This is a genomic window from Streptomyces sp. T12 (genome assembly GCF_028736035.1).
Lineage (GTDB): Bacteria > Actinomycetota > Actinomycetes > Streptomycetales > Streptomycetaceae > Streptomyces.
Genome location: NZ_CP117866.1, coordinates 1,120,142 through 1,136,817, shown reverse-complemented (window position 1 = coordinate 1,136,817; position 16,676 = coordinate 1,120,142). Strand labels below are relative to the sequence as shown.

General features: G+C 73.8%; 3 protein-coding genes and 2 pseudogenes. All 5 read left to right on the top strand.

Features of this window, described 5'->3' with window-relative positions:
• Window position 1: 1 nt before the first annotated feature.
• The 5 genes and pseudogenes from PBV52_RS04915 (at window position 2) to PBV52_RS51650 (ending at window position 16,674) form a co-directional block, all read left to right on the top strand.
• A complete protein-coding gene (locus PBV52_RS04915; RefSeq protein ID WP_274237030.1) occupies window positions 2–1,312 on the top strand; it encodes a cysteate synthase in 1,311 nt (436 codons plus the stop codon).
• Complete coding sequence (locus PBV52_RS04910; protein ID WP_274237029.1) at window positions 1,309–8,997, top strand: non-ribosomal peptide synthetase; 7,689 nt, start codon at window positions 1,309–1,311, stop codon at window positions 8,995–8,997. The genes PBV52_RS04915 and PBV52_RS04910 overlap by 4 nt, the downstream gene beginning before the upstream one ends.
• Before the next feature lie 6 nt (window positions 8,998–9,003).
• Window positions 9,004–14,892 (top strand): annotated as a pseudogene (locus PBV52_RS04905) (amino acid adenylation domain-containing protein); the annotation flags it as partial.
• 48 nt (window positions 14,893–14,940) lie between these two features.
• A pseudogene (locus tag PBV52_RS51655) lies at window positions 14,941–15,153 on the top strand (phosphopantetheine-binding protein); the annotation flags it as partial.
• Window positions 15,154–15,237: 84 nt separating this feature from the next.
• A complete protein-coding gene (locus PBV52_RS51650) occupies window positions 15,238–16,674 on the top strand; it encodes a condensation domain-containing protein (RefSeq protein WP_373922005.1) in 1,437 nt (478 codons plus the stop codon).
• Window positions 16,675–16,676 lie beyond the last annotated feature (2 nt).

The window sequence follows — 16,676 nt, the reverse complement described above, 5'->3', positions numbered from 1 at the left end:
GATGTCCGGAGTGCGTCCGGGAACACGTCACTACACACTCGTCTGTTCCTCGTGCGGAACCCGTTACGCGGACGACGGTCTCCTCCTCGACTGCCCCCGTGGCCACGAACCGGCATTTCTGCGCACCGAGTACGACGGAACCGGAACCCGCGCTGGTGAAAGCAGTGAAGGCACCGGGCTGTTCCGGTACGCCCCTCTGCTGCCGGTGGCGCGTACCTTCCCCGACGTGCCCGGCCCGGTCGTCCTCCCCGCCGAACGGCTCGGCCGCCGGATCGGCCTCGACCGGCTGTGGGTCGCCTTCAACGGCCACTGGCCCGAACGCGGGGCGCAGCTGCCCACCTGCACGTTCAAGGACCTGGAGGCGTACACCGTGCTCGGCAGGCTGCCTGCCGACCCGCCGGTCCTGGTGATCCCGTCGGCGGGCAACACCGCCGCCGCCTTCGCCTGGGCCGCCGGCCGGCACCGGGTGCCCTGTCTGCTCGTCGTGCCCGCCCCCGCCCTGGAGCGGATGCGGTTCCCCGCCCCGCTCGACCCCTGTGTCCGGCTCGTCGTCCTCGACGGCACCGCCACCTACAGCGACGCGATCGCCTGCGCCGACCTTCTCGCCCAACTGCCGGGCCACCACGCGGAGGGCGGCGCGCGCAACGTCGGACGCCGGGACGGCCTCGGCACCGTCATACCGGCCGCCGCCGAGGAGCTGGGGCGGCTGCCGGAGACGTACGTACAGGCCGTCGGCAGCGGTACCGGGGCCATCGGCGCGCACGAGACGGCACGTCGCCTCCGCACGGGCGACGAGGCGCTGCCCCGCCTGCTGATGTGCCAGAACACGCCCTTCACGCCGCTGTACGACGCCTGGCGGGAGACCGGACCCGCCCCGGCCCACCGCGAACACGAGCCGCTCGCCCGCGAACTGACCAACCGTCGCCCGCCGTTCACCGTCCGCGGCGGAGTCCGGGACGTGCTCGGCGAGAGCGGCGGCGCCGTGCGATGTACCGACAACGAGTCCGCGCTCGCCGCCATGGCGCTCTTCGAAGAGGTCGAGGGCATCGACATCGAGCCGGGCGCCGGAGTCGCCCTCGCCGCGCTGGCCGACGCGGTGCGGGCCGGGCAGGTCCGCCGCGACGAACTCGTGCTCCTCAACATCACCGGCGGCGGCCGCGCCCGCCAGGCCCACGACCTCACGCTGATCCCCGCCGAACCCTGGCTGCGCGTCCCCTGGCCGGGCCGCGACACGGGTCCCCTGTACGTCGCCGAGCAGGTGCAACGACTGCTGACCGGCGCCGGCTCCGTCGTCGTGGCGGAGGGCCGATGACCGACGCACTGGACCTGGACCTGTCCGCCGCCCAGCGCTCGATGTGGTTCGGACAGCGGCTCGATCCGGCCGGCCCCGCCTACAACGTGGGCGAGTACACCGAGATCCACGGGCCCGTCGCCCCACAGCACTTCCGGGCCGCGATACGCCAGGTCGTGGACGCCACCGAGACGCTGCGGGTGCGGTTCGCCGCCGCCGACGACACCGTGCGCCAGACCGTCGAGGCCGACCCCGACTGGGACCTGCCCGTCCTCGACCTCACGGACGAGCCCGACGCCCGCTCCGCCGCCGAGGCGTGGATGGCCGCCGACTTCGCCACACCGTTCGACCTCGACCGGGCCCCGCTCTTCCGGTACGCGCTGCTGAAGCTCGCGGACGCCCACTGGATCTGGTACCAGCGCTACCACCACATCGCCGTCGACGGCTACAGTTGCTCCCTCATCGCGAGCCGGGTCGCCGACGCCTACACCGCCCGCATCGCCGGCACCCCCCACACCTCACAGTCCGCGCCGCTCGCCCCACTGGCCGCCGCCGACGAGGCATACCGGTCCGGCGAACGGCACACGGCCGACCAGGCGTACTGGCCCCGCGCCCTCGCCGACCGCCCCGACCCCGTCGGCTTGTCCACGCGCCCGCCCCAGGTCGCCGCCCGCTTCCTGCGCCGCACCGGTCATCTCCCCGAAGCGGCAGGTGACTTGGTCCACGCGGCCGCCGAGCGAGCCGGGACCCGCTGGTCGCGTGTCGTCCTCGCCGCGACCGCCGCCTATCTGCACCGGCTCACCGGAGCCCGGGACATCGTGCTGGGCCTCGCCGTCACCGCCCGCGAGAGCGAGACGGAACTCGCCACGCCGGGCATGGCGTCGAACGTGCTCCCGCTGCGCCTGTCCGTACGGCCCGACACGGCCGCGTTCCACCTCGTACGCCAGACCGCGACCGCCACCCGCGAACTGCTGGCCCACCAGCGCCTGCGCGGTGAGGACCTGCGCCGGGAGCTGGACTGGCCGCAGGACGGGCGGCGGTTCTTCGGGCCCGTCGTCAACATCATGGCGTTCGGGCCGGAGTTGCGCTTCGCCGGGCACCCGACCACCCGCCACAACCTCTCCACCGGTCCGGTCGAGGACCTCGCCGTCAACGTGTACGACCGCGCGGACGGCCACGGCATCCGCTTCGACCTCGACGCGAGCCCCGCGCACTACTCGGAGGCCGAACTAGCCGCGCATCACCGGCGGTTCGCGCACTTCCTGGAGCAGTTCGCGGCGGCCGTGCTCGGCCCCGGCACCCCGGTCGGCCGGGTCGGGACGGCCCTTGCCGGGGAACGCTCGCGGCTCGTCGGCAGCGACGCGCGCCCGGGCGGCACGACCGTGCCCGCACTGTTCGCGGCCCAGGTCACCGCCGACCCGACCGGTACAGCGCTCGTCCAGGGCGAACGAGCCGTCGGCTACCGGGAGTTGGACGCCCGCGCCAACCGGCTCGCCCATCGGCTGATCGGCCTCGGCGTCCGTTCCGAGGACTGCGTGGCGGTCCTGATGCGCCGCTCCGACCACCTTGTCGTCGCGCTGCTGGCCGTCCTCAAGGCGGGCGGCGCGTACGTCGGCCTCGACCCACGTGCCCCGCGGGCCCGCACCCGGCGGATCCTGGCCGAGACGCGGGCGGCGGTCCTGCTGACCGACGCCGAGCCCACCGACGTCCAGCCCACCGACGTCCAGCCCACCGATGAGGCCTACGGCGGCCCGCTCGTCGTCACCGCCACCGACCTGACACTCGCCACCGAACCGGACACCGACCCCGGCATACAGGTGCACCCCGCCCAACTGGCCTACGTCAGCTACACATCCGGCTCCACCGGCACCCCGAAGGGCGTCGCCGTCCCCCACCGCGACATCACCGCCCTGGCCACCGACTCGGCGTTCGACGGTGGCGCGCACGCGCGCGTGCTGGTCCACTCGCCGACCGCCTTCGACGCCTCCACGTACGAGATGTGGGTGCCGCTGCTGAACGGCGGCACCGCCGTGGTCGCCGACCCGGACGAGGACGTGGACGCCGCAGCCGTGGCACGCCTGACGGAACGACACGGGCTCACCGCGCTGTGGCTTACCGCCGGGCTCTTCCGGCTGGCTGCCGAGGAGGACCCCGGCTGCTTCACGGGCCTGCGCCAGGTGTGGACCGGCGGCGAGGCCGTCCCCGTCGCCGCCGTGCGCCGGGTCCTGGCCGCCTGCCCGGGCCTGACCGTCACCGACGGCTACGGCCCGACCGAGACGACCACCTTCGCCACGTACCGCCCCTGCCTGCCCGGCGCCCACGTGCCGGACCCGCTGCCCATCGGCCGCCCCCTGGACGGCATGCGCGCCCACGTGCTCGACGGCGCCCTCCAGCCGGTTCCGTCGGGCACGGTGGGGGAGCTGTACGTCGCCGGCCCCGGTGTGGCCCGCGGCTACCTGAACCGCCCGGCCGCGACCGCCGAGCGTTTCGTCGCCGATCCCTTCGGCCCGCCCGGCGCCCGCATGTACCGCACCGGTGACCGCGTCCGCGTGACGCCGGACGGCGAACTCGAGTTCCACGGCCGGGCCGACGGCCAGATCAAGCTGCGCGGCTTCCGTATCGAGCCCGGCGAGATCGAGGCGGCGCTCGCCGGCCGGGCCGGGGTCGCCCAGGCGGTCGCCGTCGTCCGCGAGGACCGGCCCGGCGACCGTCGCCTGGTGGCCTACGCCGTCCCCGCCGAGGGCACGTCACCGACACCGGACGACCTGCGCGACCACCTCGCGGCCCATCTGCCCGACTACATGGTGCCGTCGGCCGTCGTGGTCCTGGACCGGCTGCCGCTCACGGCCAACGGCAAGCTCGACCGGGCCGCGCTGCCGTCGCCGCCGAGCGGGACGGCACCCGCGCCCGCCATCGCCCGGACTCCGTACGAAGAGGTCCTGTGCGGCCTGTTCGCCGATGCCCTGGGCCTGAACGAGGTGGGTCCCGGTGACGGCTTCTTCGCCCTCGGCGGCCATTCGCTGCTCGCGCTGCGGCTCCTCGGCCGTATCCGCGGGACGCTCGGCACCGAGCTGACCCTGCGCGACGTGTTCCGGGCACCCACGCCGGCCGCGCTCGCCCAGCTGCTCGGCACGGGGACGGCCGTACGACCCCGCCCCGCTCGCAGGCCGACGGCGCGGACAGTACAGACCGCACGGACGGCACAGACCGCACAGGCGGCGCAGGGCGAGCCCCCGGTGTCGTCGGCCCAGCGCCGGCTGTGGTTCCTGCACCGGCTGGAAGGGCCCGGCGCCGCCTACAACATCCCGCTCGCCGTACGGCTGACCGGCGGGACGCTCGACACGGAGGCGCTGCGCGCCGCACTGGCCGACCTCGTCGCCCGGCACGAGATCCTGCGCACCGTGTACCCGGACGCGGACGGGATTCCCTGCCAGCGGGTGCTGGACGCCGTACGGCCCGACCTGCGGATCGACACCGTCGGCGACGAGGCCGAACTCGCGCGGAGGCTGGGCGAGCTGGCGTCCGTCGGCTTCAGGATCGACGAGGAAATCCCGCTCCGTGCCCATCTGATCGGCCTCGGGCCCGAGGACGGTGTGCTTCTTCTCGTCCTGCACCACATCGCCGCCGACGGCTGGTCGTTGCACCCGCTCGTCCGGGACCTGGCGACCGCGTACCGGGCCCGGCTGGCCGGGAGTGCGCCGGACTGGGCGCCGCTGCCCCTCCAGTACGCCGACTACGGCGCCTGGCAGCAGGGCGTCCTCGGTCACGACCAGGACCGTCAACTCGCCCACTGGCGTGAGGTGCTCGACGGACTCCCCGCGGAACTCCCGCTGCCCGCCGACCGCCCGCGCCCGGCCCGGGCCACCCACCGCGGCGGTGACATCCAGGTCCGGCTCGACGCCGATCTGCACCGCAGGCTGCGTTCGCTGGCCACCGCGACCGGCACGACCGTGTTCATGGCCGTGCAGGCAGGGCTCGCCGCCCTGCTCACCCGCCTCGGCGCGGGCACCGACATCCCGATCGGCACCCCGGTCGCGGGACGGGCCGACGAGGTGCTCGACGACCTGGTCGGCTGCTTCCTCAACAACCTGGTGCTGCGCACCGACACCTCCGGCGACCCGACCTTCCGGGACGTGCTGGACCGGGTCAGGGAGACCGATCTGGCGGCCTACGCCCACCAGGACCTGCCGTTCGAGCACCTGGTCGAGGCCCTCAACCCGCCGCGCTCGCCGGCCCGGCACCCGCTCTTCCAGGTGATGCTCGCCTTCCGGCCCACCGCCGACCCGAGCCTCGACCTCCCCGGACTCCAGGCCCGGACGCTGCCCGTGGAGACCGGTGCGACGAAGATCGACCTGACCTTCAACCTGGGTGAGCAGCGCGCCGCGGACGGCTCGCCGGACGGCATCGAGGGCGTGCTCCAGTACAGCGCCGACCTCTTCGACCGCCGTACGGCCGAGGAGTTGGCCGCCCGGCTGATACGGCTGCTGCGGGCTGCCGTGGACGATCCCGACCGGGCGATCGGGGCGCTCGACATCCTCGCGGACGGCGAACGGCACCGCCTGGTCGTGGAGTTCAACGACACGGCACGGGAGGTTCCGGACACCACCTTCCCCCGGATGTTCGAGGCGCGGGCGGCGCGGACGCCGGACTCCGTGGCAGTCGAAGACGTCTCGATCAGCCTGACGTATCATCAACTTGACGTGGCCGCAGACCGGTTGGCGCGTGTGCTGACGTCGTACGGTGCCGGGCCGGGCCGTGTCGTCGCCTTCTCGCTGCCCCGTTCGGTCGACCTCGCGGTCGCCGTGCTGGCCGTGCTCAAGGCGGGCGCCGCCTATCTGCCGCTGGACCCCGAGCATCCGGCCGAGCGCACCGCCCACCTGCTCTCCGACGCAGCCCCGGTGTGCCTGATCACCCGCGACCGGCAGCCCGTGGCCTGTCCCGTCGTGTCCCCGGACGCCGCACCGGAGGACCCCGACGCGCTGCTCGCCGAGGCCCGGCCCGCCGATCCCGCCTACCTGATCTACACCTCCGGCACCACGGGCCGTCCCAAGGGCGTCGTCGTCGAGCACCGCAACCTCACCACCTACGTGGCCCGTTGCGTGGAGGCGTACCCGAGCCTGCGGGGCACCTCGCTGCTGCACGCCACCATGTCCTTCGACGCCACGGTGACCACCCTGTACGGGGCGCTCGCCGCCGGCGGGCGCGTGCACATCGCCGCGTTCCACGAGGCGGGCGCCGCCCCGCTGCGCAGCGGCTACACCTTCCTCAAGGCCACCCCCAGCCACCTCCCGCTGCTGCCCGCGCTCCCGCACGACCTGTCACCCGACGAGGAGTTCATGCTCGGCGGCGAGGCACTCGTGGGCGAGGCCCTGCGCCAGTGGCGCCGCGAGCACCCGCAGGTACGGCTGATCAACCACTACGGCCCGACCGAACTCACCGTCGGCTGCACCGACCACCGCATCGAACCCGGCGACGACCTCCCGACAGGGCCCGTGCCCATCGGCCGGCCCATGTGGAACACCCGCGCCTATGTGCTGGACACACGCCTGAACCCCGTACCGGTCGGCGTCGAGGGTGAGTTGTATGTGGCCGGCGACCATGTGGCCCGCGGCTACTGGAACCGTCCGGGCCTGACCGCCGAACGGTTCGTCGCCGACCCCCTCGGGCCGGCCGGTGAGCGCATGTACCGCACCGGTGACCTCGCCGTGCGCCGTGCCGACGGCACCCTGGAGCTGCGCGGGCGGGCCGACGGCCAGCTCAAGATCCGGGGACTGCGGATCGAGCCCGGTGAGATCGAGGGTGTGCTGACCGCCCATCCGGCCGTCGTGCAGGCCGCGGTGGTCGTGCGGGAGGACGGGGGCGGTGTCCGGCGTCTCGTCGGGTACGTCGTCGGCGCCGGTGAGACCGACCTTGCGGCCGTGAGCGCCCACTGCGCCCGCCAGTTGCCCGCCCACATGGTGCCCGAGGCCCTCGTGCCGCTGGACGCCCTGCCGATGACGGGCAACGGCAAGCTGGACCGTGCGGCCCTGCCCGAGCCGGCCCGTGTGTCGGCGGGTGCGGGCCGGGCGCCCCGCACCTCCGAGGAGCGGGTCCTCCAGGAGCTCTTCGCCGAGGTCCTCGGCGTGGCTGACGTGAGCGTCGACGACGGCTTCTTCGACCTCGGCGGCGACAGCATCACCTCGATCCATCTGGTGAGCCGGGCGATCGCCGCGGGCGTGCGGCTGACCCCACGCGATGTGTTCGAGCAGCGGACCGTGGCCGCGCTCGCCGCGCTGGCGGCGGCCCGCCCGGCTCCCGACACGCCGTTCCGGGGCCAGGAACCGGCGGTCGGCGAGCTACCCCTCACCCCAGCCCTGCACCGGCTGCGTGAACGCGGTGGCCCCATCGGTTCGTTCAGCCAGTCCGTCCTGCTCGTCACGCCGGCCGACGCCGACGAGAAGCGTCTGACGCGCGCGCTCCAGGCCCTCGTGGACCGTCACGACGTCCTGCGGATGCGGCTGAGTGTCGACGACTGGACGGCCGAGATCCTGCCGCCGGGAAGCGTCGACGCGGGCGGACTGCTGGAGCGGGTGGCTGTCTCCGACGTGGCTGCCGTGACCGAGCAACGGAGGCGGCGACCTCAACTCAACCCGGAAGAAGGCAGGTTGCTGAGTGCCGCGTGGTTCGATGCCGGGCCGGATCTTCCCGGACGTCTCCTGCTGACGGTCCATCACCTCGCCGTGGACGGCGTCTCCTGGAACCTCCTGCGCACCGACCTGGCCGCTGCCTGGCGCGAGACGGAGCTGTCCGCTGCGGGCACCTCCTTCCGGCACTGGGCCCTGTTGCTGGAGCGGGAGGCGCTGGAGCGGGCCTCCGAACTCGACGTATGGCAGCGGATGCTGGAGCAGCCCGCCCCCCTCCTCGGCGCCCGGCGTACCGACCCGGAACGGGACGTGACCGGCGCGATGCGCCACCTCACCCGCGAACTCCCGGCCGAGGTCACCGACGAACTGCTCACCGCCCTCCCGGCCGCCTTCCACGCCGGTCCCGAGGACGTGCTGCTCGCCGCCCTGGCCACCGCCTTTGCGCGCCGCTTCAGCCATCGGGCCCTCCTGATCGACATCGAGCGGCACGGCCGCGAGGAGGTCGCCGAGGGAGTCGACCTGTCGCGCACGGTCGGCTGGTTCACCAGCGTCGCGCCCGCCCGGCTCGACCTCACCGGCATCGACCTCGGCGACCGTGCGCACGTGCTGAAGAGCGTCAAGGAACAGCTGAGGTCCGTACCCGACCACGGCATCGGCCACGGCCTGCTCCGGTATCTCAACCCCGGGACCGGACCCACCCTCGCCGCCCTCCCGGTCCCGGAGGTTGGCTTCAACTACCTGGGCCGTACGGCCCGTTCGGCGGACGGTGACTTCTCGCCCGCGCCGGAGCCGCTGCGGAACCTGGGCGCGGCCCATGACGCCGCCATGCCCGTCGCGCACGGTCTGGAGATCACCGCGGTGAGCACCGCCGACGGCCGGCTCGACACCACCTGGTCCTGGGCCCCAGGCATCTGGTCCGAGGGCGACGTCCATGCCCTCGCCGACCTGTGGCGCGAGGAGCTGACCGCCCAGGCCGCCGGCACCCCGGGAGGCGGACACACGCCGTCCGACCTGCCCCTGGTGTCCCTGTCCCAAGCAGAGATCGACGAACTCGAAGCCGAGTTCGGAAGCGAGTGGAGGTAACCGACGGTGACTCGGTCCGGAATTGCCGACATCCTGCCCCTGTCGCCGTTGCAGGAAGGCCTGCTCTTCCACGCCCTGTACGACGACGAGCACGCCCCCGACGTCTACGCCGCCCAGCAGATCCTGGAGCTGACGGGCCCGGTCGACCCGGCCGCGGTACGCGCCGCCGGGCAGGCTCTGCTCGACCGGCACCCCAACCTGCGCGCCTGCTTCCGGCGCCGGCAGACCGGGGCGCCCGTGCAGATCGTGCCCACGGACGTCGAACTGCCGTGGGCTGAGGCGGACTTGTCGGCGCTCGGCGTGGAGGAGCGGGACAAGGAGTGGGAGCGGTTGCTCGACGAGGAGCGCACCCGCCGCTTCGACCTCGCGAAGCCGCCGCTGATCAGGTACCTGCTGGTGCGCCGGGCTGCGGACCGGTACTGCCTCGTCATCACCAACCATCACATCCTGCTCGACGGGTGGTCGAAGCAGTTGCTGGTGCGTGAGTTCAGCGCCCTGTATGTGGGCGAGCACCCGACGTCCCTGCCTCCGGCGCCCGCCTACCGCGACTACCTTGCCTGGCTGGCCCGGCAGGACCGGGACGCGGCGGAGACGGCCTGGCGTGACGCGCTGGACGGTGTGGCCGAGCCGACCCTCCTCGCTCCTGCCCCGAACGCCCTGAACACCCCGAAAGCCTCGAACAGCCAGAACGCCACGAACCCCACGAACCCCACGACCGTCCTCCCGGCCGAACTCGTCGTCGAACTCACCGAAGAGCTGACCCGGGCCGCCGAGACCACGGCCCGCTCCCTCGGCATCACCCTCAACACCCTCGTCCAGGGCGCCTGGGGCGTACTGCTGGGCCGCCTCACCGGCCGCACCGACGTCGTCTTCGGCCAGACAGTGTCCGTCCGCCCGCCCGAGCTGCGGAACATCGCCTCGATGGTCGGCTTCTGCATCAACACCGTCGCCACCCGGGTGAGCTGGGACGACAACGCAGCCGTCGCCGACCTCCTCACCGGCCTCCAGCACCGGCAGACAGGCCTGCTCGCCCACCAGCACCTGGGCCTCGCCGACATCCGGCGGGCAACCGGCACCGGCGGCGACCTCTTCGACACCCTGCTCGCCTTCGAGAACCACCCCGGCTCCGCGGGCCCCGGCGCCTCCCGGGTCACCGAGCTCCCCGGCCGCGACGCCACGCACTACCCGCTGACCCTCGCCGTCCTGCCCGCCCGCCGCCTGGCACTGAGGCTGTCGTACCGACCCGACCTGTACGACGGGACCGGCGCCCGCGCCCTCCTCGACCGGTTCGCCCGCGTCCTCGAAGCCCTGGCCACGGACCCGTCGCGACGCCTCGGCGAGGTGGAGATCCTGCTGCCGGGGGAGCGGGAGCGCCTGCTTGGCGAGGCTCCGGCCAAGGGCGTGGGGGAGGCCACCCTGCCCGAGCTGTTCGCGCGCCAGGCCGCCCGCACCCCCGACGCGACCGCCGTGGTGCACGACGGCACCCGCCTCACCTATGCCGAACTCGACGCCCGCGCGGAGCGGCTGGCCCGAGTGCTCGCGGCACACGGCGCGGGCCCGGAACGACTGGTCGCCCTCGCGCTGCCCCGCTCCGCCGAGCTGGTGGTGGCCGTACTGGCGGTACTCAGGACCGGCGCCGCCTACCTGCCGATGGACCCCGAGTATCCCGCGGACCGGCTCGCCTTCATGCTGGCGGACTCCCACCCGGTCCTGCTCCTGACGACCGGAGAGAAGGCCGCGGACCTGCCCGCCTCGGAGGCCCCGGTGCTGACGCTCGACGGGCCGCTCCCCGAAGCACCCGAGGTTTCACCGAAGGTGACGGGCGATCACCTTGCCTACGTCATCTACACCTCCGGCTCCACGGGCCGGCCCAAGGGCGTCGCCGTACCGCACCGGAACGTGATCCGGCTCTTCGAGTCGACCCGGCACTGGTTCGACTTCGGTCCCGACGACGTGTGGACCCTGTTCCACTCCTACGCCTTCGACTTCTCGGTCTGGGAGCTGTGGGGAGCGCTGCTGCACGGCGGCACGCTCGTGATCGTGCCGTTCGAGGTGAGCCGCGAACCGGCGGCGTTCCTGCGGCTGCTCGCCCGCGAACGGGTCACGGTACTGAACCAGACCCCGTCGGCGTTCGGGGAACTGCTGCGCGTCGGCGTCCCCGACGACCTGCCGCTGCGGTACATCGTCTTCGGCGGCGAGGCGCTCGACCCCGCGCTGGTGGCCGACTGGTACACGCGCCACCCGCAGGACACGCCCGCACTGGTCAACATGTACGGAATCACGGAGACCACCGTCCACGTCACCGGACTCCCGCTGAGCCAGGGCCGGTTGAGCGGCATCGGCCGGACCATCCCCGACCTGCGCGCCTACGTACTGGACGCCGGCCTGCGACTCGTTCCTCCGGGCGTGACCGGTGAGCTCTACGTGGCCGGCGCGGGTCTCGCGCGCGGTTATCTGGGGCGGCCAGGGCTGACGGCCGGGCGGTTCGTGGCGGACCCGTGCGGGGAGCCGGGCCAACGTATGTACCGGACGGGCGACTTGGCGCGCTGGTCGGCCGACGGTGAGCTGGAGTACGCGGGCCGGGCCGACGACCAGGTCAAGATCCGCGGCTTCCGTATCGAGCTGGGCGAGGTCGAGGCGGCGCTGGCCGACCACCACGAGGTGGCGCAGGCGGCCGCGCTCGTGCGGGACGGACGGCTGGTCGCGTACGCCGTGTCCGACACCGCGCCCGACCCGGCGGCACTGCGCCGGCACGCGGCCCGGACGATGCCGGACCACATGGTGCCCTCGGCCGTCGTTGTCCTGGACCGGCTGCCGCTGACCGCCAACGGCAAGCTGGACCGTGCCGCCCTGCCCGCTCCCGCCGCGGCGCCGGGCGCCGGGCGCGCCCCGCGCACCCCGCACGAGGAGATCCTCTGCGGCCTGTTCGCCGACGTCCTCGGCCTCGACGCCCGCCAAGTCGGCCCCGACGACGGCTTCTTCGCGTTGGGCGGCGACTCCCTGCTCGCCATGCGGCTCGCCGACCGGATCAGGGCGGTGCTCGGCACGGCACTGCCCGTACGGGCGGTCTTCGAGACACCGACGCCCGCCGGACTCGCGGCCCGCGCGAGCGAGATCGAGGACGAGCGGCGCCCCGAGCTCGCCCCCCGGGACCGTCGTACGGAGCCGCTCCCGCTGTCGTACGCCCAGCAGCGCCTGTGGTTCATGAGCCGCCTCGACGGCGGCCACACCACCTACACCGTGCCGTGGGCGCTGCGGTTGACCGGCCCGCTCGATCACGAGGCGCTGCGGGCCGCCCTCGGCGACGTCGTGGCCCGCCACGAACCGCTGCGCACGCTCTACCCGGATGTCCAGGGCACCCCGCACCAGCGGATCCTGCCCCCGGACGAGGCGCGGCCGTCCCTGCCGGTCGCACCGGCCACGGAGGCCGAACTGCCCGCCCTGCTCACCGAGGCGGCCGGACACCGCTTCGACCTCGCGACGGACCTCCCGCTGCACGCGACCCTGTACCGCCTCGCGCCCGACACCCACGTCCTGCTGCTCCTCGCCCATCACATCGCGGTGGACGGCTGGTCCATGGCACCGCTGATGCGCGACCTGGAGACGGCGTACGAAGCACGGTCGGCGGGGCACGCGCCGCAATGGCGGCAACTGCCCGTCAACTACGCCGACTTCGCGTGCTGGCAGCGCCAACTGCTCGGACCGGAGGACGCGACGGACAGCCTGATGTCACGTCAGACCGGCTACTGGAAGGAGGCGTTGAGCGGCGCCCCCGAGGAACTGACTCTCCCCGCCGACCGCCCCAGGCCCGCCGAACCCAGTGGCCGAGGAGACCGTGTCGCCCTCGCCCTCGACGGCGATCTGCACGCCGGGCTGGCCGACCTCGCCGCCTCCTCGCGCGTCACGCTGTTCATGGTGCTCCAGGCAGGGCTGGCCGCGCTGCTGACCCGGCTCGGTTCCGGCACCGACATCCCCATCGGCACGCCCGTCGCGGGGCGGACCGACGGCAGGCTCGACGACCTCGTCGGCTTCTTCGTCAACACCCTCACCCTGCGCACCGACACCTCGGGCAACCCCACCTTCCGCGAACTACTCGACCGCACCAGGGACTTCGACCTGGCCGCATACGCCCACCAGGACGTGCCGTTCGACCTCCTCGTGGACGCCATCAGCCCCGAGCGGTCCCTCGCCCGCCACCCCCTCTTCCAGGTCATGCTGGCCTTCACCGGCCACACCACCGAGCCTGCCCTCTCCCTGCCCGGCCTGCGCGTCACCCGCGAGCCCGTCGAGACCGGCGCCGCCCGCTTCGACCTGTCCCTGTACCTCACCGAGCACCGCCGTGCGGACGGCTCGACCGCGGGCATAGACGTCGTCGCCGAGTACAGCACCGACCTGTTCGACCCCGACACGGCTCAGCACCTCGTCCGCCGGCTCGTGCGCCTGCTGGCCGCCGTCGCCGACGACCCAGACCGGCGCATCGGTGACCTCGACCTTCTCGACGACGCCGAACTCCGTCGGATCGCCGAGTGCAACACCACGTCGGACGAGGTGCGACCGACGTCCCTCGCCGAGCTCTTCCGGGAGCAGGTACGGCGAACTCCGCACGCCCAGGCGCTCAACGACCTGTCGTACGCCGAACTCGACGCCCGAGCCGAACGGTTGGCGCGTGTCCTGGCCGGACGCGGGGTCGGCTCCGGCGACGTCGTCGCCGTACTGATGCCGCGCTCCGTGGACCGGATCGTCGCGATCCTCGCGGTGGCGCTGACCGGGGCGGCCTTCCTGCCGGTGGACCCGGGTCTGCCGCGTGAGCGGATCGACTTCATGCTCGGCGACGCCCGACCGGCCCATGTCCTGCGGGACCTGGCGCCGGCCGGCGTACCCGGCGACCTCCCGACGGCCCACGACCCGCAGCAAGCCGCCTACGTCATCTACACCTCCGGCTCGACCGGCGTGCCGAAGGGCGTCGTCGTCGAGAACCGAGGACTGGCGGCACTGGCACAGACCCAGATCGAGCGCTTCGGCCTCGATGGGCGCTCCAGGGTGCTCCAGTTCTCCGCGCCCGGGTTCGACGCGTCGGTGATGGAACTGCTCATGGCGTTCGCCGCGGGCGGGACGCTGGTGGTCCCGACCGAGACCGGACCCCTCGTCGGCGAACCGCTACGGCGGACGCTGACGGACGAGTCCATCACCCACGCCCTCATCCCGCCCGCAGCGCTCGCGACGCTCCCCACCGGGGACCTCCCCGAGCTGCGCACCCTGGTCGTCGGTGCCGAAGCGTGCCCGGGGGAGCTGGTCGCCCGCTGGGCGCCGGGCCGCCGCATGGCCAACGCCTACGGTCCGACCGAGTCGACGGTGTGCGCGACGATCAGCGTGCCGCTCTCCGGTGACCAGGCGCCACCCATCGGACGCCCGGTCACCGGGACGCGAGCCCATGTGCTGGACGCCTGGCTGCGACCGGTCCCGCCCGGTGTGGTGGGCGAGTTGTACCTCGCCGGTGCCGGTGTGGCGCGCTGCTATCTGGGGCGGCCCGGACTGACGGCCGAGCGGTTCGTGGCGGACCCGTTCGGGGAGCCGGGCCAACGCATGTACCGGACGGGCGACTTGGCGCGCTGGTCGGCCGACGGTGAGCTGGAGTACGCGGGCCGGGCCGACGACCAGGTCAAGATCCGCGGCTTCCGCGTCGAGCCCGGAGAGATCGAGGCGGCGCTCGCGTCCCACCCCGAGGCGGCGCAGGCGGTCGTCGTCGTGCGCGACGAGCGGCTGGTGGCGTACGTCGTACCCGGCGCCCCCGGCTCCACCCCCGACCCGGCAGAGCTGCGCGGGCACGCCGAGCGGTCGCTGCCCGACTACATGGTGCCGTCGGCCGTCGTCGTCCTCGACGTCCTGCCGCTGACCCCCAACGGCAAGCTCGACCGCAAGGCCCTGCCCGCCCCCACGGCAACCGTGACGCCCACGGAGCGGGAGCCCGCGACGCCCGCCGAGCAGATCCTCGCCGACCTCTTCCGCGATCTGCTCAAGCTGTCGGACGTCCCGCTCGACCAGGGCTTCTTCGCCCTCGGCGGGGACAGCATCTCCTCGATCCGGCTGGTGAGCCGGGCGGCCGAGGCCGGCGTCGTGATCACTCCCCGGGACGTGTTCGAGCACCAGACCGTCAGCGGCCTCGCCGCGGTGGCCCGCGGCCCGGTGGGTGCGGGCCGCACCGAGGACGACGGAGTCGGCGCGCTGCCGCTCACCCCCGTGATGCGGTGGCTGCTGGAGCGCGGCGGGCCGATCGACCGGCTCAGCCAGTCCGTCCTCCTGACCGTCCCGGCGAGCGCCCGACTGCCGCGCCTGACCGAGGCGTTGCAGGCCCTGATCGACCACCACGACATGCTCCGGGCCCGGCTTACCCCGTCCGGCGAACTCGACGTCAGTCCGGTCGGCCGGGTGCGCGCCACAGCCCTGCTCGACCGGAAGGACGCCGGTGAGGATCTCCCTGCGGTGGTGAGCGAGGAGTTCGAGCGGGCCGTCGGGCTGCTCGACCCGGCCGCCGGGGCGATGGTCCGGGCGGTGTGGTTCGACGCCGGGCCGGAGCGCCCCGGACGGCTGCTCCTCGTCGTCCACCATCTGGCCGTGGACGGGGTGTCCTGGCGGATCCTCGTGCCCGACCTGGAGGCCGCCTGGTCGGCGCTCACCGAAGGGCGCGCTGCGAAGCTCCCGCCGGTCGGCACGTCGTTCCGCCGCTGGTCCGGGCTCCTCGGCGAGGAGGCGCGCAGGCCCGCCCGGGTCGCCGAGGCCGCGCTGTGGCGCCGTATGCTCGCCGCCCCGCGCACCGCGCTGGGCGCCCGCCCGCTCGACCCCGCCCGGGACACCGCCGCGACCACATGCTCGCTGCGCCGCACCCTGCCGCCCGAGGCCACCGGCCCGCTCCTGACCACCGTCCCGTCCGCCTTCGGCACCGGTACACAGGACGTCCTGCTCACCGGCCTCGCCCTGGCCGTCGCGGACCGGCAGGGCACCTCGCACGTCCTCGTCGACGTCGAGGGACACGGCCGCGAGGAACTGGCGCCCGGCCTGGACCTGTCCCGCACGGTCGGCTGGTTCACCTCCCTCTACCCGGTCCACCTCGACCTGAGCGGACTCGACCTCACCGACGCGCTGACCGCCGGCCCCGCCGCCGAGGTCGCTGCCCGGCGCGTGGGCGAGCGCCTGCGCGAACTGCCCGACCGCGGCGCCGGCTTCGGCCTCCTGCGCCACCTCAACCCCGAGACGGCGCCCGGCCTGGCCGAGCACCCCGCCCCCGAGATCGGCTTCAACTACCTGGGCCGGTTCACCGCACCCGACAGCACGGGCGAGTGGACCTTCGCGCCCGAGTCCTCCGCCCTCGGCAGCGGTGTCGACCCCGCTCTCGGCGCCGCGCACGTGCTCGACCTCAACGCCGTCGTCCAGGACTCCGACGACGGGCCCCGGCTGGTGGCCGACTGGTCGTGGGCGGACGGGGTGGTGACCGAGACGGAGGTACGGGACCTGGCCGACGCCTGGTTCGTGGCGCTGAACGCCCTCACCGAGCGGGCATCGGGGGCCGCGGCCCTCCCGGAGACCGCGCCTGCCGAGGACGAACTCTCCGCGGAGGCCCTCTCCGCGGATGTCCTCTCCCAGGACGAACTCGACGAACTCGCCGCGGGCCTCGACGGCTGACC

Coding starts and splice junctions, on each gene's coding strand:
- PBV52_RS04915 (WP_274237030.1), top strand. CDS start 2: ATGTCCGGAGTGCGTCCGGGAACACGTCACTACACACTCGTCTGTTCC.
- PBV52_RS04910 (WP_274237029.1), top strand. CDS start 1,309: ATGACCGACGCACTGGACCTGGACCTGTCCGCCGCCCAGCGCTCGATG.
- PBV52_RS51650 (WP_373922005.1), top strand. CDS start 15,238: ATGCGGTGGCTGCTGGAGCGCGGCGGGCCGATCGACCGGCTCAGCCAG.